Annotated in this window: 13 protein-coding genes; 7 read left to right on the top strand and 6 right to left on the bottom strand. The window is 61.2% G+C overall.

Annotation, left to right across the window (positions count from 1 at the left end; translation table 11 throughout):
• Positions 1-14 precede the first annotated feature (14 nt).
• The 6 genes from BUE09_RS07760 to BUE09_RS07735 form a co-directional block, all read right to left on the bottom strand.
• Entirely contained in the window at positions 15-3,092 is a 3,078-nt protein-coding gene (locus tag BUE09_RS07760) for an error-prone DNA polymerase (RefSeq protein WP_073300208.1), read from the bottom strand.
• Positions 3,089-4,501, bottom strand: coding sequence for a Y-family DNA polymerase (locus BUE09_RS07755; RefSeq protein WP_073300206.1), 1,413 nt, complete (start codon positions 4,499-4,501; stop codon positions 3,089-3,091). The genes BUE09_RS07760 and BUE09_RS07755 overlap by 4 nt, the downstream gene beginning before the upstream one ends.
• Before the next feature lie 2 nt (positions 4,502-4,503).
• Positions 4,504-5,121 carry a translesion DNA synthesis-associated protein ImuA gene (gene imuA / locus BUE09_RS07750; RefSeq protein ID WP_073300344.1) on the bottom strand — a complete coding sequence of 206 codons (618 nt, stop codon included), beginning with the start codon at positions 5,119-5,121 and terminating at the stop codon, positions 4,504-4,506.
• 111 nt (positions 5,122-5,232) lie between these two features.
• Positions 5,233-5,556 (bottom strand): DUF3325 domain-containing protein, encoded by a 324-nt coding sequence (locus tag BUE09_RS07745; RefSeq protein ID WP_073300205.1) that lies wholly within the window; start codon positions 5,554-5,556, stop codon positions 5,233-5,235.
• Positions 5,553-7,067: a PepSY-associated TM helix domain-containing protein gene (locus BUE09_RS07740; protein WP_073300203.1), complete on the bottom strand. Its 1,515-nt coding sequence runs from the start codon at positions 7,065-7,067 to the stop codon at positions 5,553-5,555. The genes BUE09_RS07745 and BUE09_RS07740 overlap by 4 nt, the downstream gene beginning before the upstream one ends.
• Positions 7,064-7,360, bottom strand: a complete 297-nt coding sequence (locus BUE09_RS07735; protein WP_073300201.1) for a DUF3649 domain-containing protein — start codon at positions 7,358-7,360, stop codon at positions 7,064-7,066. Before BUE09_RS07735 ends, BUE09_RS07740 begins: the two co-directional genes overlap by 4 nt.
• A 330-nt stretch (positions 7,361-7,690) precedes the next feature.
• Here BUE09_RS07735 and mtnA point away from each other — a divergent pair, with 330 nt between their 5' ends.
• The 7 genes from mtnA (at position 7,691) to cmk (ending at position 18,224) form a co-directional block, all read left to right on the top strand.
• The gene (gene mtnA / locus BUE09_RS07730; RefSeq protein ID WP_073300199.1) at positions 7,691-8,767 is read left to right on the top strand and encodes an S-methyl-5-thioribose-1-phosphate isomerase; all 1,077 of its coding nucleotides are present in this window, start codon (positions 7,691-7,693) and stop codon (positions 8,765-8,767) included.
• A 186-nt stretch (positions 8,768-8,953) separates the two neighbouring features.
• The gene (gene gyrA, locus BUE09_RS07725) at positions 8,954-11,761 is read left to right on the top strand and encodes a DNA gyrase subunit A (RefSeq protein ID WP_073300197.1); all 2,808 of its coding nucleotides are present in this window, start codon (positions 8,954-8,956) and stop codon (positions 11,759-11,761) included.
• Between the two features lie 139 nt (positions 11,762-11,900).
• The gene (serC, locus tag BUE09_RS07720) at positions 11,901-12,986 is read left to right on the top strand and encodes a 3-phosphoserine/phosphohydroxythreonine transaminase (protein ID WP_073300195.1); all 1,086 of its coding nucleotides are present in this window, start codon (positions 11,901-11,903) and stop codon (positions 12,984-12,986) included.
• Positions 12,986-14,083 carry a prephenate dehydratase gene (gene pheA, locus BUE09_RS07715; RefSeq protein WP_073300193.1) on the top strand — a complete coding sequence of 366 codons (1,098 nt, stop codon included), beginning with the start codon at positions 12,986-12,988 and terminating at the stop codon, positions 14,081-14,083. The genes serC and pheA overlap by 1 nt, the downstream gene beginning before the upstream one ends.
• Positions 14,084-14,188: 105 nt before the next feature.
• Positions 14,189-15,298 (top strand): histidinol-phosphate transaminase, encoded by a 1,110-nt coding sequence (gene hisC, locus BUE09_RS07710; protein ID WP_073300191.1) that lies wholly within the window; start codon positions 14,189-14,191, stop codon positions 15,296-15,298.
• A gap of 32 nt (positions 15,299-15,330) precedes the next feature.
• Positions 15,331-17,541, top strand: coding sequence for a bifunctional prephenate dehydrogenase/3-phosphoshikimate 1-carboxyvinyltransferase (locus tag BUE09_RS07705; protein ID WP_073300189.1), 2,211 nt, complete (start codon positions 15,331-15,333; stop codon positions 17,539-17,541).
• Positions 17,538-18,224, top strand: coding sequence for a (d)CMP kinase (gene cmk / locus BUE09_RS07700; protein WP_073300187.1), 687 nt, complete (start codon positions 17,538-17,540; stop codon positions 18,222-18,224). Before BUE09_RS07705 ends, cmk begins: the two co-directional genes overlap by 4 nt.
• Positions 18,225-18,391 lie beyond the last annotated feature (167 nt).

Below are 18,391 nucleotides of genomic sequence, written 5' to 3'. Positions count from 1 at the left end.
GCTGATACTCGGGGTCATTGAAAATCCCGGCTGCGCACGTCGAGGCCGGTCAGCATCGGGGTGAGGTCGCTCAGGCGTCCGGCGATGACGTGACGCACGCCGTTTGCCGATTCAAGATGCCCATCGATTCGAAGCATTTGCGACTGTACCAATACCCGCCGTTGCCGCTCGGCCAGGTCGTGCCAGACCACCACGTTGATCATGCCGAACTCGTCTTCAAGGGTGACGAAGATGACGCCGCTGGCGGTCTGCGGGCGTTGGCGACCAATAACCAGACCGGCCACGCTGACCAGCCGACCATGTTCGACTTCGACCAGCTCGCGCGAGCTGCGGCAGCGTCGGCTCCGCAGCTGGTCACGCAGCAAGGCCAATGGGTGTGGGCCAAGCGTGGTACCCAGGGTGGCGTAATCAGTCACCAACTCTTCACCGACCGAGGGCAAGGGCAGAGGCACCGCTGCCTCCGGGGTCTGGACCTGTTCAGCGAACAGCGGCAGCTGCGGCTCGAAGCCGGCCACCGCCCAGCGAGCCTGATGACGATGCCCGACAAGTCCTTTCAGCGCCCCGGCATCGGCCAGCTGTTCCCGCGCACGGGCATCCAGTCGGGCTCGCAGGCACAGGTCATCGATACCGACAAAGGCTTGCTGCTGACGTGCCGCCTCGATTCGACGGGCATCCTCCTGGCGAAAGCCTCGCACCAGGCGCAGCCCCAGACGGATGGCTGGCTGATGGGTGTCGGTCGGCTCAAGGCTGCAATCCCAGCCGCTGTGACGAACGTCCAGTGGGCGGATCTCGAGTTGATGGCGGCGGGCGTCCTGGAGAATCTGATCGGGATTGTAGAAGCCCATCGGCCAGCTGTTGATCAGGGCGCAGGCGAAGGCGGCTGGTTCATGGCATTTGAGCCAGCAACTGGCATAGGTGAGCAGGGCGAAGCTGGCCGCATGGGATTCGGGGAAGCCGTAGCTGCTGAAGCCTTTGATCTGCTCAAAGATCCGTGCAACGAATTCTGCGCTGTAGCCACGGGCGAGCATGCGTTCGCTCAATCTCACACGGTGCGGCTCGAGGCTGCCATGTCGCTTCCAGGCGGCCATGGCGCGGCGCAACTTGTCGGCTTCGTCGGCGGTGTATTGGGCGGCGACGATTGCCAGCTCCATCACCTGCTCCTGAAACAGGGGCACGCCAAGGGTGCGCTCGAACACGGGTTTCAGTTCATCAGAGGGGTACTCCACCGGCTCTTCTTTATTGCGTCGGCGCAGGTAGGGGTGAACCATGTCGCCCTGAATCGGGCCGGGCCGGACGATGGCGACCTGAATCACCAGATCGTAGAACGTCTGAGGACGCAGCCGCGGCAGCATGGCCATTTGCGCGCGCGATTCGATCTGGAAAACGCCCACGGTGTCGGCGCGGCTGATCATCTCGTAGGTCGGCCGGTCTTCCTTGGGCAGTGTGGCAAGGCTCCACTGCGTGCCGCGATAGCGGGAGATCAGATCGAAACAACGGCGCAGTGCGCTGAGCATACCGAGCGCCAGCACATCGACCTTGAGCAGGCCGACCACGTCGAGATCGTCCTTGTCCCACTGGATCACGGTACGGTCGGCCATGCTGGCGTTCTCGACCGGCACCAGGGTATTCAGCGGGTATTCGGAAATGACGAAGCCGCCCGGATGCTGTGAAAGGTGACGAGGGAAGCCGATCAATTCACTGGTCAGCACCATTACCCGGCGCAACACCGGGCTTGCGGGATCGAAGCCGGCTTCCTGAAGTCGGGCGTCATCAGGTACGCGCTCACTCCAGCGCCCGCAGCATTCAGCCAGGGCATTGATCTGATCCGGCGGCAGGCCAAGCACTTTGGCTACGTCTCGCACTGCGCCAGTGGCGCGGTAGGAGCTCGCCACCGCCGTCAGTGCGGCGCGATTGCGGCCGTAGCGACGAAATACATACTGGATCACTTCTTCGCGGCGTTCGTGCTCGAAGTCGACGTCGATGTCCGGCGGCTCATTACGCTCGCGAGAGAGGAAACGCTCGAACAAAAGCCGGCTGTGCGAGGGGTCGAGTTCGGTGATGCCCAGCACGAAACACACCGTCGAGTTGGCTGCCGAACCGCGACCCTGGCACAGGATGTGGCGTTCGCGGGCGAAACGGACGATGTCGTGAACGGTGAGAAAGTAGCTTTCGTAATGCAGTTCGGTGATCAGCTGCAGTTCATGTTCGACCAGCGCACGCGATTTGTCCGTTACGCCTGCCGGCCAGCGCCATCTCATGCCGTCTTCGACCAGTTTGCGCAGCCAGGAGCTGGCATTGTGGCCAGCGGGTACCAGCTCGTGTGGGTACTGATACTTCAGCTCTTTGAGGCTGAACTGGCAGCGCTCGGCGATACGTAATGTCTCGGCAAGCAGCTCGGGTGGATACAGCTGGGCCAGTTCCTCGCGCCGGCGCAGGTGGCGTTCACCGTTGGGGAACAGGTGGCGCCCGGCCTCGGCTACAGGCAGGTGATGGCGGATCGCGGTCATGCAATCCTGCAGGGCGCGCCGGCCACGGGCGTGCATATGCACATCGCCACAGGCCACCGCGGGTATGCCCACGCGCCTGGCCAGTGCCTGCAACTGACACCGGTGCGTTTCATCATCCGGCCCGCGATGCAGTTCGATGCCCAGCCAGAGGCGTGCTGGAAAGCGTTCGCGCAGCCAGAGACCTTCCGCGTCAGCATCGAGGTGGGGTGTGATCCAGATGGCCAACAGCCCATCCAAGGGCTCGCTCAGGTCATCGGTCAGCAGCTGGTATTGGCCTTTCTCGGCACGACGACGTGCGCAGGTAATCAGCCGGCACAAGCGCTGATACCCAAGCAGGTTTTCGACCAGCATGAGCAGCTTCGGGCCGTTCTCGATCTGCATTTCGCTGCCAACAATCAGCGGCAGGCCTGTTTCCTTGGACGCCTGCCAGGCGCGGACGATGCCGGCCAGCGTACATTCATCGGTAATCGCCAGGGCTCGATAGCCCTGGAGCGCGGCGCGCTCGAACAACTCTTTGGCGCTGGAGGCGCCCCGTTGAAAACTGAAGTTGGAGAGGCAGTGCAGTTCGGCGTATTCGGGCGTCATGCGAACCAGCCGTGCAACATCAACGGCCCTCCGGTGACTGAGCGAAAGGCCCAGCCGCGCTGGCCCGTGCGGGTTTCCACCAGGTAATAGTCGCGGCGCACATCGCCCCCGTCCCACCAGCCCGATTCGATGCGCTCGGGGCCAGAGAGGATGCGCAGCGAGGCTTCATGCAGCGGTTTAGTTTCGCTCAGTAGCCAGCCGGGGCGGGGGGCTTTGGTCGATGGCACCTCAAGGTGGGCTGCATGCTGCGGTCGCCAGGCGCATTCGGGACGATGGTCGGCGCGAGCCGCGAGCCCCTGCACGGCATCGTCGCCCAAGCGGGCTCGCAATCGCTCACGCAATTGCTCCCAGGGCAAAGACTGCTGCGGTCGCTCATCGAAAAGCTCGCGATGCTCGGGGACGAAGGCTGGCAGCTGGTCTGCGAGCAGTCGTATGGCCAGCACCGGTGCTGGAAGCTGCAGATGATCCAGGCGACCGCGGGTCAGTTCGAACAGCATGGCCGGGTCGCGCTCGGCACTGAGCAGGCCGATCGGCAGCTGACTCTCGGGGAGGCTGCGGTGCTCCAGATGCAACGTGAAACGTTGGACCCCGCTGTCGCGGCCTGCCAGGTAAGCGGCGAGGTCGGCCGTCAGACGGCGCAGCGGGAAAAGCAGGGCCTGGTGCGACTCGACTTCGAAGTTCAGCTCGATACGCGTATCGAAGCGGTCGGGCGGGCGGTAGAAACTCAGAGCCAGGGGGCGATGCTCCAGCAGGGTGTCGAGGTGTCTCAGTGCTTCTGCCGGAAAGCGCTTTGCCAGCCCGTTCCGAGGCAGCGCCAGCAGTTGCTTGAAGGTGCGCAAGCCCATGCGCGCCAGGGCGTTGGACACCTCACGTGGCAAGCCGAGGCGATCTACCGGCAGATCAGCCAGTACCTGATGCAGCGTCTGGGTGTCCGTCACGACCAAGCCATCGTGCACGTTGGCCAGTACCCGCGCGGCGGCCGGATTGGGTGCCAGCGTGATGCGATGTCCGAAGCCCAGTGCGCTCAGCTCCGTGCGCAGGCGCGCCTCGAGACGAGGCCAGGGCCCGAACAGGCCGAGGCTGGACTGCACTTCCATAAGCAGGCAGCGCGGGTAGTGCAGACTGACCTGCGAACTGAAGCCGTAAGCCCAGGCGGCGAGGAACTGCTGCCAGCGTTCGATCGAGGCCAGGTCGTATTCGGCTGTCTCGAATCCTCGGGTCAGCGCCTGGGCGGCAACCAATGATTGCCCCGCCTTTAAGCCGAGTGCCCGCGCCGCTGGATTGACCGCCTGTAGCACGCGGCGCTGTGGCGTACCGCTCAATAGTGCCAGTGGCGCTTCGGCATCGGGGCGGCTACGCAGCACACCGTCCATGGCCAGTTGCGGCAACAGGATGCAGGCCCAGAGCATACTCATTGCCATCCCACGGCAGAAATTGGCTGGACGGGCGCCAGCCCGCCGCGACACTTGAGAATGCGCACTTGAGCCGGGCGAGCTTCGACTGCCAACCGCAATGCCGCTGGCGAGGGGTTTACCGCTTCGCGTAAAGAGCGATAGGCGAAGGCCAGTGTCTGTCCGGTCTCGGCGGCCACTTGCAGGCGACGCAGGGCGCGGTCATCGGCCTGCTGTGGCCAGCACAGCACCGCACCACAACTGCCCGAACGCAAACACTGTTCCGCCGCCCATAAGGCGTCGCGTCCGTGCGCCTGAACGAGGCTGAGCTGGCGCAGGTCGACCCCGGCAGCGAGCCAGGCATGAGGGAAGGGCAGGTGAGGCGGGGCGACCAGCACTACCCGTTCGCCGGCACTGGTCAACCGTGCCAGGGTGGGCCAAAGCAGACGCAGTTCGCCGATGCCGGTGGTGGCGATCAGCAGTTCGCTCAGTGCCGAGTCCGGCCAGCCCCCGCCGGGCAAGGCGGCGTCCAGAGCAGGATGGCCGGTGGGCTGGTTACTGGTCGAGACGATGCTTTGCTGGCCGCGCCATAGCCGGCGCGCATCGAGCAGTCGATCAAGTGAGACAACGGAGGACATGATGAACAGCAAATCCAGAATACTGTATATGGATACAGTATTCTGCTTTGCCCGAACGCGGGTCAAGTCGATGTGATGAACGTCATCGACTCAAGGTCTATACGGCCCAGCTCACATCAGAGCGTTCAGCGTCCCTATCAAACACAGTGCAGCGCCCATGGGCACAGCCATGCGCTCACGCCAGGCGAGCATCAGGCCTACCAGCACCCCGGCGCACATCAGTTGCCCCAGGCAGACCACTAGGCCGATGGCCCACCCAAGCGCTGCGACATCCAGCAGGACGATGGCAATCAGCAATCCGCCTGCCAACAGGCGCAGCCCACGTTGCAGAAGGAGGCTCGGCGCGCGATTGAACAATTGACGATGATGACGAGGCATCGCCAGACACAGCGCAAGCATGCCCATGTAAGCCAAGGCAAAAGCAAGTAGCGTCATGGCGAAACCTCCTGCATGCGCCTCTCACGTGCCGGTCGCGTCTCTGGTTGGGCGAGGGCCCGCCAGCCGCACAACAACCCGACGGCAAGCAATACCAGGTCGATGCCGAAGAGCGTCATATCGGCCCGCGTCAGGCTCGCAACAAGGTGTCCTTGCGGAGCCACGATGGCATTCAGCGCGGGCAGACCGAGGGCGAGAATCGCTAGCGCCGCGAACATCTGACGGCTCGATCGTGCCGGCTGGCCGTGTCCGATGCAGGCGAAAACGGCCACCGCCAGCCAGCTCAAAGCGAAGCACCAGCCTTCGATTGCCGCTCGGTCGGTGAGAGTGTCTGGCAACAGACGATTGGCCCAGAGCAGTGTCAGCGATGCGATGGGCAATCCGAAAAAGACCGCGCCGTTGAGCGCGCGTACCACCTGTATCCCCTTCGACTGCCGAGCTTCACGCTTGCGTATCCAGACTGCTGAACCTGCGATCAGCATTGCGCAGCCGGCCAGCCCCATCAGGCCATAGAACAGCCGAACGATCTGCCCGCCAAATTGAGCCATGTGCAAACCGACCATCCACATATAGGCCTCGTAACTGGTCGGTGCCTGTTGCTGGTGGAGCATCTCGCCAGTGGTTGCGTCGTAATTCAGGGTGTCCTGTGGCGAGCCGATGCGTGAAGGGTCAAGCCGACGAATGCTGACCACTGCCGAGGCGTCGAACGGGTGCTCTACGATCAGCCAGCCCGGCTCGCCGCCATTCCAGCGTTGACGGGCATCGTTGATCAAACCGTCCAGGGAGGTGAGTTCACCTACGGGCTTGTCCATTTCATTGCGGTGATAGCCGCCCTGAACCTCTTCGAAGAAGGTCAGCGGATCACTGTCATAGGCCACCATCGCTCCGGCTGGCATGTAGGTCGCGACAAAAATGGCGACGCCCGTATAGGCCAGTACCAGATGGAAGGGCAGGCCGATCACGCCGAACAGGTTGTGCGCATCGAGCCAGGCACGCTGGCCGTTGGCTTGCGGCCTGAGGGTGAAGAAGTCCTTGAATATCCGCCTGTGAACGATGATCCCGGACACCAACGCGACCAGCATGAACATGCCGGCCAGGCCGACGATATACATGCCGATCGTGCCTGCCTGAAGGTTGTAGTGCAGGGTGAAAAAGAACTCACCACCGAGGGTGTCCGGCATGGGTTTGCCAGTGGCGGGGTCGAAGACGGCACGTCCACGTTCGCCCGTGCCATCTTTCTCCCAGCCCAGCTTCCAATAAGGCTCGCGCTCGGTCGGACCATGCAGCCAGTAAGCATGCAGGGGACCTTCGACGTTGGCATCCAGCCACTGCCTGACGTTATCCGCCTCGATGCTGCTGGTTGCAGGCACGTGCAGCGCCGGACGCATCCAGCGTTCGAGCTCCTTGTCGAAACAGGCCAGCGTGCCCGCGAACAGAATCACGAACAGTAACCAGCTGGGCAGCAAACCGCCCCAGGTATGCAGCCCCGCCATCGATTGACGTAAGGTCACGGTCGGCTCCTCCATTCAACAGGCAGAAAGGCAGCCAGGCAGAGCAGGACTGTCAGCCCCCCCAGCCACAGCCAGGCCCGCAAGGCGCTGCGGGCCGCAAAGGTATAAATGACAGCGGCTACCCAGACGGCAAAACACAGCAGACTGGCCGTAACCACTCGATCCGCTCGCGCCAAGGGCAGGTAGACGGATAGAAAGACGGTAAAGCCGAATGCCAGCGCGTAGCCGCCGAACAAAGCGGCCGTGATGCGTCCGGCCAGATCCAGTGAGAAGAGGGGGTGGTAACGCTTCATGACAGGGACGATCCGCGGAGGTAAGTGATCATGTTAATGCGAATCCGTTTTATTTGTAATAAGCAAGAGCCCTGGTTGCTCACGCTGTGATCCGGCTGGAGCACTGGGGCCGGTCAACGACTGCCAACGACCGTCGCTTGTGCTAGCAAAATCAGTCGATTAGGATTCGCGCCGGGTGAACGGTGCAAGGCGAGTATTCGGTCCGCCGTCCCAATTTATTGAAGCGAGGAAGCCCGGCCCGAAAGCGACCGGGCTTCTTTGTTTTCCGGCCTTGATCTTGCGCTGAAGCGCTCGTCAGCCAGGCCGCTGCTAATCAAAAAGAGGTATGCCATGCGTGAACGTTTGTTGGCCGCGGAAAAGGTAAAGGCCATCGAATGGGAGGGCGGACAGCTGCGTTTGCTCGACCAGCGCAAGCTGCCCTTGGAGGAGCTCTGGCACACCTGTGATTCTGCAGCAGCGGTGGCCACGGCGATCCGTGAAATGGTCGTGCGTGGCGCGCCCGCCATCGGTATCAGCGCCGCCTACGGGCTGGTCATGGGGCTCCGAGCTCGGCTCGCCGAAGGTGAGGACTGGCGCGCGGCGCTTGAGGTCGATTTTGAACTACTGGCTGGCGCCCGTCCGACTGCAGTCAATCTGTCGTGGGCACTGAACCAGATGCGCGAACGCCTCGACCGCCTGAAGCCCGGTGAAGATCCGCTGATCGCTGCCGAGGCTCAGGCGGCGTCCATCCATGCCAGTGATCGCGAAGCCAATCTGACCATGGCACAATTTGGCGTCGACCTTATCCGCAAGCATCAAGGCAACTCACAAAACATTCTGACTCACTGCAACACCGGGGCCTTGGCTACCGGCGGTTTCGGCACCGCGCTCGGCGTGATTCGAGCGGCGCACCTGGAGGGACTGGTCGAGTGTGTCTATGTCGATGAAACCCGCCCGTGGCTGCAGGGTTCCAGGCTGACCGCCTGGGAACTGGCCGGCGAGGGTGTGCCGGTCATGCTGAATGCCGACTCGGCGGCAGCGCATCTGATGAAGACCCGCGGCATTACCTGGGTCATTGTTGGCGCCGATCGGATCACCGCCAATGGCGACGTCGCCAACAAGATCGGGACCTATCAGCTTGCCGTGCTGGCCATGCACCATGGCGTACGGTTCATGGTGGTAGCGTCCAGCTCGACCATTGATATGGAGCTGGAGTCAGGTGATGACATTCCCATCGAGGAGCGGGCCGGCCGCGAGCTGCTGGAGGTCAACGGTCATCGGTTCGCGGCTGATGTCGAGGCATTCAACCCGGTGTTCGATGTCACCCCTGCGGACCTGATCGATGCCATCGTGACGGAGAAAGGCATTGTGGAACGGCCCAACGCCGCGAAACTCGCCGCCTTGATGAGCCGTAAACGGCTGCACTAATAGCGAAAGGTCGGGCGGAGCGGCTGGAGACTGAACGCTAAGGCGAAAAGTGGTTCGAGTTGCGCTGAGCGGGAAGCACTAATTCAAGGCTTTCTCGTTAAGCCTCCGGGCTCCAGCGGCGCCTCCGTGTGATACCATTCCGCGCTTAATCGCAGGACCCTGCTGACTATAAGGAACCAGGCTTCCATGGGCGAACTGGCCAAAGAAATCCTCCCGGTCAATATCGAAGACGAACTCAAGCAGTCCTACCTCGATTACGCGATGAGCGTAATCGTTGGTCGTGCGCTGCCGGATGCGCGCGACGGATTGAAGCCTGTGCATCGCCGTGTGCTTTTTGCCATGAGCGAGCTGGGTAACGACTGGAACAAGCCGTACAAGAAATCCGCCCGTGTGGTCGGTGACGTAATCGGTAAATACCACCCTCACGGTGACTCGGCGGTTTACGACACCATCGTGCGGATGGCGCAGCCATTCTCGCTGCGCTACATGCTGGTCGACGGCCAGGGCAACTTCGGTTCGGTGGACGGCGATAACGCTGCAGCCATGCGATATACCGAAGTGCGGATGGCCAAGCTGGCGCACGAGTTGTTGGCGGATCTGGACAAGGAAACCGTCGACTGGGTGCCCAACTACGACGGCACCGAGCAGATCCCGGCAGTCATGCCGACCAAGATTCCAAACCTGTTGGTTAACGGCTCCAGCGGTATCGCCGTGGGCATGGCGACCAACATTCCGCCGCACAACCTCAGTGAAGTCATCGACGGTTGCCTGGCGCTGATCGAAAACGCCGATATCACCATCGATGAACTCATGCAGTTCATTCCGGGACCAGACTTCCCGACCGCGGGCATCATCAATGGTCGCGCCGGCATCGTAGAGGCCTACCGCACCGGTCGCGGACGCATCTATATGCGGGCCCGCTCGACCATCGAAGACATCGACAAGGTTGGTGGCCGTCAGCAGATCGTCATCACCGAGCTGCCTTATCAGCTGAACAAGGCGCGGCTGATCGAGAAGATCGCCGAGCTGGTCAAGGAAAAGAAACTCGAAGGCATCACCGAACTGCGCGACGAGTCCGACAAGGACGGTATGCGCGTGGTCATCGAACTGCGCCGCGGTGAGGTACCTGAGGTCGTTCTGAACAACCTCTACGCTCAGACCCAACTGCAAAGCGTGTTCGGGATCAACGTCGTAGCGCTGATTGACGGTCAGCCCCGTACGCTGAATCTGAAAGAGCTGCTCGAAGCCTTTGTCCGCCATCGCCGCGAAGTCGTGACCCGCCGGACTGTCTACGAGCTGCGCAAGGCGCGTGAGCGTGGGCATATTCTCGAAGGCCAGGCAGTCGCACTGTCCAACATCGATCCCGTGATTGCGCTGATCAAGGCCTCGCCGACGCCGGCCGAAGCCAAAGAAGCGCTGATTGCCAAGGAATGGGAATCGAGTGCCGTTGAGGCGATGGTCGAGCGCGCCGGAGCCGACTCCTGCCGTCCCGAAGGGCTTGATCCGCAGTACGGTCTGCGCGACGGCAAGTATTACCTGTCTCCAGAACAGGCCCAGGCCATTCTTGACCTGCGCCTGCACCGCTTGACGGGCCTTGAGCACGAGAAACTGCTCAGCGAGTACCAGGAGATTCTCACCCAGATCGGTGAGTTGATTCGCATCCTGACCAACCCTGTGCGCCTGATGGAAGTCATTCGTGAAGAGCTCGAAGGCGTCAAGCGCGACTTCGGCGATGCGCGTCGTACCGAAATTCTCGAGGCGCGTCTGGACCTGACGCTGGCTGACCTGATCACCGAAGAAGAGCGCGTTGTCACCATTTCTCATGGCGGCTACGCCAAGTCGCAGCCGCTGGCCGCCTACCAGGCGCAGCGTCGGGGCGGTCGTGGCAAGGCTGCAACCGGGGTGAAAGAAGAGGATTACGTCGAGCATCTGCTGGTCGCCAACAGCCATACCACGCTTCTGCTGTTCTCCAGCAAGGGCAAGGTGTATTGGCTCAAGACGTACGAAATTCCCGAGGCCTCGCGCACATCGCGTGGACGACCTCTGGTGAATCTGCTGCCGCTGTCCGAGGGTGAGCACATCACCGCGATGCTGCAAGTCGATATCGAAGCGGCACGTCAGCAGCAGCTGAACGGCGACGATGATATAGAAGACGCCGAAATCATCGGCGAAAGCGATGATGTCGAAGAGGCAATTGAGGGCGATGAGACCGACGAGTCGGTGGACGAGCCTACCGGTACCTACATCTTCATGGCCACCGCCAAGGGCACCGTGAAGAAGACGCCGCTGTCGCAATTCAGTCGTCCACGCAGTGTGGGCCTGATTGCGCTGGGTCTGGAAGAGGGCGATACCCTGATCGCCGCTGCCGTGACCGACGGCGCGCGTGAAGTCATGCTGTTCTCCGACGGCGGCAAGGTGATCCGCTTCAAAGAAAAGAACGTCCGTACCATGGGGCGTACCGCTCGCGGTGTGCGCGGCATGCGTCTGCCGGAAGGTCAGCGGCTGATTTCGATGCTGATCCCCGAGCCAGAGGCTCAGATCCTTACGGCGAGCCTGAACGGTTACGGCAAGCGCACCGTACTGGCTGAGTTCCCGCGTCGCGGTCGTGGCGGCCAGGGCGTCATCGCCATGGTGTCGAACGAACGCAACGGGCCGCTGGTTGGCGCTGTCCAGGTGCAGTCGGGTGAGGAAATCATGTTGATTTCCGATCAGGGCACGCTGGTGCGTACGCGTGTCGACGAAGTCTCATCGCTGGGCCGCAATACGCAGGGCGTCACCTTGATCAAGCTGGGCAAGAATGAACACCTTGTCGGTCTTGAGCGGGTACAAGAGCCCTCGGAAGAAGACGTTTTGGAAGACATCGATGCAGTAATCGATGAGGAAGCGCTTGATAAGGAAATGCCGGTAGTCAGCACCGAGCCAAGCGAAGATGACTTGCTCGGCGGCGGCGGCGACGTTCCGCCAGATGTAGTGCCCACCGACGACGAGGACTGATCAAAGCGACGGCGCAGCCTCCAAGGCTCCGCCGTCGTTTCGTGTATGCCTCTGTCAGATGAAGGAATTGCGAGCACTGAGCCGAGCCCAAGGCACGGTCGGAGCGAGCAAGGTATCGACCGTTTTTGAGAGAACGAAGATGAGCAAACGCGCGTTCAATTTCTGCGCTGGCCCGGCCGCGCTCCCCGAGGCCGTATTACAGCGCGCCCAGGCTGAACTCCTTGACTGGCATGGGCGCGGTCTGTCCGTGATGGAAATGAGCCATCGCAGCGACGAATACACGGCGATCGCCGAGAAGGCCGAGCAGGATCTTCGCGATCTGCTGAGCATTCCCTCGAATTACAAGGTGCTGTTTCTGCAGGGCGGTGCCAGCCAGCAGTTTGCCGAGATTCCATTGAATCTGCTGCCCGAGGGCGGCGTCGCGGATTACATCGACACGGGTATCTGGTCACGCAAGAGTATTGAAGAGGCCAAGCGTTTCGGTCATATCAATGTCGCTGCCAGCGCCAAGCCTTACGACTATTTCGCCATCCCAGGCCAGAACGAGTGGGCGCTCAGCGACAATGCGGCCTATCTGCACTACGCCAGCAACGAAACTATTGGCGGTTTGCAGTTCGACTGGACACCGGAGCTTGGCGACACGCCGTTGGTGGTCGATATGTCTTCCGACATCCTCTCGCGTCAGCTGGATGTTTCCCGTTTCGGCCTGATCTACGCAGGCGCGCAGAAGAATATCGGCCCATCGGGCCTGGTGGTCGTGATCGTTCGTGAGGACCTGATTGGTCATGCGCGCTCCAGCTGTCCGACCATGCTTGACTACAAAATCGCCGCCGACAACGGCTCCATGTACAACACGCCTGCAACCTTCTCCTGGTATCTCTCTGGCCTGGTATTCGAGTGGCTGAAAGAGCAGGGCGGCGTCGAGGCGATGGAGCAGCGCAACCGTGCCAAGAAGGAGCTGCTCTATAGCGTGATCGACTCCAGTGACTTCTATTCCAATCCGATCTCCACTAACGCCCGCTCTTGGATGAATGTGCCGTTCAGGCTGGCCGACGAGCAATTGGACAAGGCGTTTCTGGCCGGTGCGGATGCGCGTGGCCTGCTCAACCTGAAAGGTCACCGTTCGGTGGGCGGCATGCGTGCTTCCATCTACAATGCGGTTGGCCTGGATGCCGTTGAAGCACTGGTGGCCTATATGCGCGAATTCGAGAAGGAGCGCGGCTGATGAGCGATGTCGACCGGCTGAAGGCGCTGCGTGTACGCATCGACAGTCTCGACGAGAAGATCCTCGAGCTGATCAGCGAGCGCGCCCGTTGTGCCCAGGATGTGGCTCGGGTCAAGACCGCATCATTGGCCGATGGAGAGGAGGCGGTGTTCTATCGCCCCGAGCGCGAAGCCTGGGTGCTCAAGCACATCATGGAGCTGAACAAGGGACCGCTCGATAACGAGGAAATGGCGCGCCTGTTCCGCGAGATCATGTCGTCCTGTTTGGCGCTGGAGCAGCCGCTGCGTGTCGCCTACCTGGGTCCGGAAGGTACCTTTTCGCAGGCGGCAGCCCTTAAGCACTTCGGTCAGGCTGTGATCAGCAAGCCGATGGCAGCGATCGACGAGGTGTTCCGTGAGGTGGTCGCCGGTGCAGTCAATTTCGGCGTGGTGCCGGTGGAGAACTCCACCGAAGGCGCGGTAAACCACACGCTCGACAGTTTCCTTGAGCACGACATCGTCATCTGCGGCGAAGTCGAGTTGCGCATCCATCATCACTTGCTGGTGGGTGAGACGACCAAGACGGATCGCATCACTCGTATCTACTCGCATGCCCAATCGCTGGCGCAGTGCCGCAAGTGGCTCGATGCGCACTATCCGAACGTTGAACGGGTCGCTGTTTCCAGCAATGCCGATGCGGCGAAGCGCGTCAAAAGCGAGTGGAATTCCGCTGCGATCGCAGGCGATATGGCGGCGCAGCTTTACGGCTTGTCCAAGATTGCCGAGAAGATCGAGGACCGTCCGGACAACTCCACACGTTTCCTCATCATTGGCAGCCAGGAAGTGCCGCCTACTGGTGACGACAAAACCTCGATCATCGTTTCCATGCGCAACAAGCCAGGCGCGTTGCACGAGCTGTTGATGCCGTTTCATTCCAATGGCATCGATCTCACGCGGATCGAAACGCGGCCGTCGCGCAGCGGCAAATGGACCTATGTGTTTTTCATCGACTGCATCGGTCACCACCAGGACCCCTTGATCAAGGATGTCTTGGAGAAAATCGGCCGCGAAGCGGTGGCACTGAAGGTGCTGGGGTCCTATCCCAAAGCAGTACTCTAAATAGCAGCTGCAAGCTGGCAGCTGAGGCTGGAAGTCGAGAGCAAAGTCGTTTGCCTGGCACTTCAGGCTTCACGCTCCGGGCTTGCCGCTCCAGCGGAGCTGAATATGTCTTGTGATTTCCTTGCGCTGGCTCAGCCAGGTGTGCAAAAGCTGTCGCCCTATGTGCCTGGCAAGCCTGTGGAAGAACTGGCCAGAGAACTCGATCTCGATCCGCAGTCCATCGTTAAGCTGGCCAGCAACGAGAATCCACTGGGGCCCAGCCCAAAAGTCCTCGATGCGGTCCGTGCGCAGCTTGATGAGCTGACCCGCTATCCCGACGGCAACGGTTTCGTTCTCAAGCAGAAACTGGCGCAGCGCTGTGGCGTCGGCATCGAGCAGGTCACACTCGGAAACGGCTCCAACGATATCCTCGAGCTGGTGGCGCGGGCCTATCTTGCACCGGGTCTCAATGCCGTCTTCAGCGAGCATGCGTTCGCGGTTTATCCCATTGCTACGCAAGCTGTAGGTGCTCAGGCCAAGGCTGTCGCTGCCAAGCAGTGGGGGCATGACCTAGATGCCATGCTAGCCGCCATTGATGCGAACACCCGGGTCGTGTTTATCGCGAACCCCAATAACCCTACAGGTACCTGGTTCGGCGCCTCAGCGCTGGAGCAGTTCCTGGCTGCCGTACCCGAGCATGTCCTGGTGGTTCTCGATGAGGCCTATATCGAATACGCCGATGATGGGGAGCTGCCGGATGGATTGGCGTTCATGGGCTCGCACCCGAACCTGCTGGTGTCTCGGACTTTTTCCAAAGCCTACGGGTTGGCAGCGCTGCGCGTGGGCTATGCGATCTGTTCAGCGCAGATCGCGGATGTCCTGAATCGCGTGCGTCAGCCATTCAATGTCAACAGCCTCGCGCTTGCCGCGGCTTGTGCTGCCCTTGATGACCGCGCATACCTGGCCAGAAGCCGGGCCAGCAATGCCGCCGGTATGCAGCAACTGGAAGCGGGTTTCAAAGAGCTGGGGCTGGAATGGATACCATCCAAGGGTAACTTCATAGCAGTCGATTTTGGCCGTGACGCGGCCCCTATCAACCAGGCATTGCTGCGCGACGGCGTCATCGTGCGCCCGGTCGCGGGCTACGGAATGCCGACTTTCCTACGGGTTTCCATTGGCACTGAAGCGGAAAATTTCCGTTTTCTGGATGCCCTGTGCAAGGCCCTCGGACGTTGAGCCGAAACGTGGGATCACGTCCAAGTGTGCCTATGGTGCAACGTCTGGTCGTTGTTGGCCTGGGGTTGATTGGTGGATCCTTCGCGAAGGGTTTGCGGGAAGGTGGGCTTTGCGGCGAGGTAGTAGGTTTCGATCTGGATTCTCGCGCTCGCGAACTCGCCGTCGAGCTTGGTGTGGTGGATCGCTGTGCAGAAAGCCTCGTGGAGGCATGTCAGGGGGCGGATGTCATTCAGCTGGCCGTTCCGATCCTGACGATGGAACGCGTGCTGGCGGAGCTTGCGACCTTTGATCTGGGCAACGCCGTGCTGACCGATGTCGGTAGCGCCAAGGGCAACGTAGTGCGCTGTGCCCAGGAACAGTTCGGAAGAATGCCACCGCGTTTCGTGCCGGGGCATCCGATAGCCGGTTCGGAACAGAGTGGCGTGGCGGCTGCCGAAAGCACGCTTTTCCGACGACACAAGGTGATTCTGACGCCGCTGGAGAGCACTGATCCAGCCGCGCTGTCGCTTGTCGACGCGCTGTGGCGTGCACTGGGTGCGGATGTCGAGCACATGGAGGTTCAGCATCATGACGGCGTGTTGGCGGCTACCAGCCACCTTCCGCATCTGCTGGCTTTCGGCCTGGTGGACTCGCTGGCGAAGCGGAACGAGAACCTCGAGATATTCCGTTATGCTGCCGGTGGTTTTCGCGACTTCACCCGCATTGCTGGCAGCGATCCGGTGATGTGGCACGACATCTTTCTCGCCAATCGAGAGGCAGTGCTGCATACCCTGGACGATTTTCGTGCCGACCTCGACGCCCTGCGCGCCGCGGTCGATGAAGGAGACGGGCATACATTGTTGGGCGTGTTCACGCGCGCCAAGGCTGCCCGGGAACATTTCAGCAAAATACTGGCTCGCAGAGCCTATGTGGACGTTATGCATTCCAAAGATCTGATCTTCCTTGCCAATCCTGGCGGCAGCCTGAGCGGCCAAATTCGTGTGCCGGGTGACAAATCCATTTCCCATCGTTCCATCATGCTTGGTTCGCTCGCAGAAGGCACCACAGAAGTTGAGGGCTTTCTTGAAGGTGAGGATGCACTGGCAACCATCCAGGCATTCCGCGACATGGGCGTGGTCATCGAGGGTCCAAATCAGGGCCGTGTGACGGTTCACGGCGTCGGCCTGCATGGCTTGAAGCCGCCGCCAGGGCCGATCTACCTCGGTAACTCCGGCACCTCGATGCGTCTGCTGTCTGGTCTGCTGGCGGCGCAGCCGTTCGACACCACCCTGACTGGCGACGCCTCGCTGTCCAAACGGCCGATGAACCGTGTCGCCAAGCCCTTGCGCGAGATGGGGGCCGTGATCGAGACGGCCGCCGAGGGCCGCCCGCCAATGACCATTCGTGGCGGTCAGAAGCTTTCCGGTATGCACTACGACATGCCGATGGCCAGTGCTCAGGTCAAATCCTGCCTGCTCCTTGCGGGTCTGTATGCTGCCGAAAAAACATCGGTCACTGAGCCCGCGCCAACGCGAGACCACACCGAGCGGATGCTGCAAGGCTTCGGCTATCCGGTGCAGGTTGACGGCAACACGGCTACGGTCGAGTCGGGTCACACGCTGCGCTCGGCTCAGATCGAGGTGCCAGCCGATATTTCTTCGTCAGCATTCTTTATGGTTGCTGCGAGCATTGCGCCGGATTCCGATATCACGCTCGAGCATGTTGGGGTCAATCCGACCCGTACTGGCGTCATCGACATTCTCAAACTGATGGGCGCCAACATCGAATTGAGCAATCTGCGCGAAGTCGGCGGTGAGCCGGTTGCGGATATCCGGGTGCGCGCCGCTCAGCTCCGAGGCATCGATATACCGGAAGATCTCGTCCCGCTTGCAATCGACGAATTCCCGGTGCTGTTCGTCGCGGCGGCCTGCGCTGAGGGGCGCACGACATTGCGTGGCGCCGAGGAACTGCGAGTCAAGGAGTCCGACCGTATCCAGGTGATGGCCGATGGTCTGCAAACCCTCGGGGTGAAGGCCACGCCGACCCCGGATGGGATAATCATCGAGGGTGGCGCTGCCTTTGGTGGCGGCGAGGTCTGGGCGCATGGCGATCACCGCATTGCGATGTCCTTTAGTGTCGCTGCGCTTCGAGCGAATGCGCCGATCCGCATCCACGACTGCGCCAACGTATCGACCTCGTTCCCGAACTTTCTTGCACTGGCCGAGCGGGCTGGGATGCGTGTAGGTGTGGAGGGCAACTCATGATCAGCCAGGCCCCAGTCATAACCATTGACGGCCCGAGCGGCTCCGGCAAGGGCACAGTTGCGGCATTGCTGGCGGCCAAGCTGGGGTGGAATTTCCTCGACTCCGGTGCGCTTTACCGTTTACTTGCGTTCGCTGCGCGCAACCATGGGGTGGATCTGACCAATGAAGAGGCGCTGAAGCTGCTGGCAGCTCATCTGGATGTGCAGTTCGGCGCGGATATAAACGGTCATGGTATGCAGATCATTCTCGAAGGCGAGGAGGTCACTCAGGCGATTCGCAACGAACAGGTTGGCGCCGGCGCTTCGCAGGTTGCAGCATTGCCGGTTGTGCGCGAGGCGTTGTTGCAACGTCAGAAAGCATTCCGCGAGCCGCCTGGGCTCGTCGCGGACGGTCGTGACATGGGAACCGTGGTTTTTCCTGACGCCGCCTTGAAGATATTCCTCACCGCCAGCGCGGAGGAGAGAGCGCGTCGGCGCTTCCTGCAGTTGAAGACCAAGGGTGATGATGTTAATCTCGCGAGTCTTCTCGATGAGATACGGGCGCGTGATGAGCGCGATACCCAGCGTGAAGTGGCTCCGCTGAGGCCAGCAGATGATGCGGTACAGCTGGATTCCACCGAGCTCTCCATTGAGCAGGTGCTAGGACAGATTCTGAGCGAAGTCGCCACACGCGATTTTGCCTGAAGAGCGACCGCCGAGAGGCGGCCTGACGGTCTCTTGATTTCGAGGGCTGTTAACAAGGAGGCATGTGGGAGACCAGATCTAGTCCCGCAGGCCTTTTTTTATATGAATGAACCCACTTCTATCTGGGATGTGGAGATTGGGCGGATCCTCGCCCGAAAACAGCAGGA

The sequence above is a fragment of the Stutzerimonas xanthomarina DSM 18231 genome (assembly GCF_900129835.1).
Lineage (GTDB): Bacteria > Pseudomonadota > Gammaproteobacteria > Pseudomonadales > Pseudomonadaceae > Stutzerimonas > Stutzerimonas xanthomarina.
Note: the sequence above shows the minus strand (reverse complement) of the source record. Positions and strands in the feature narration are given on the sequence as shown.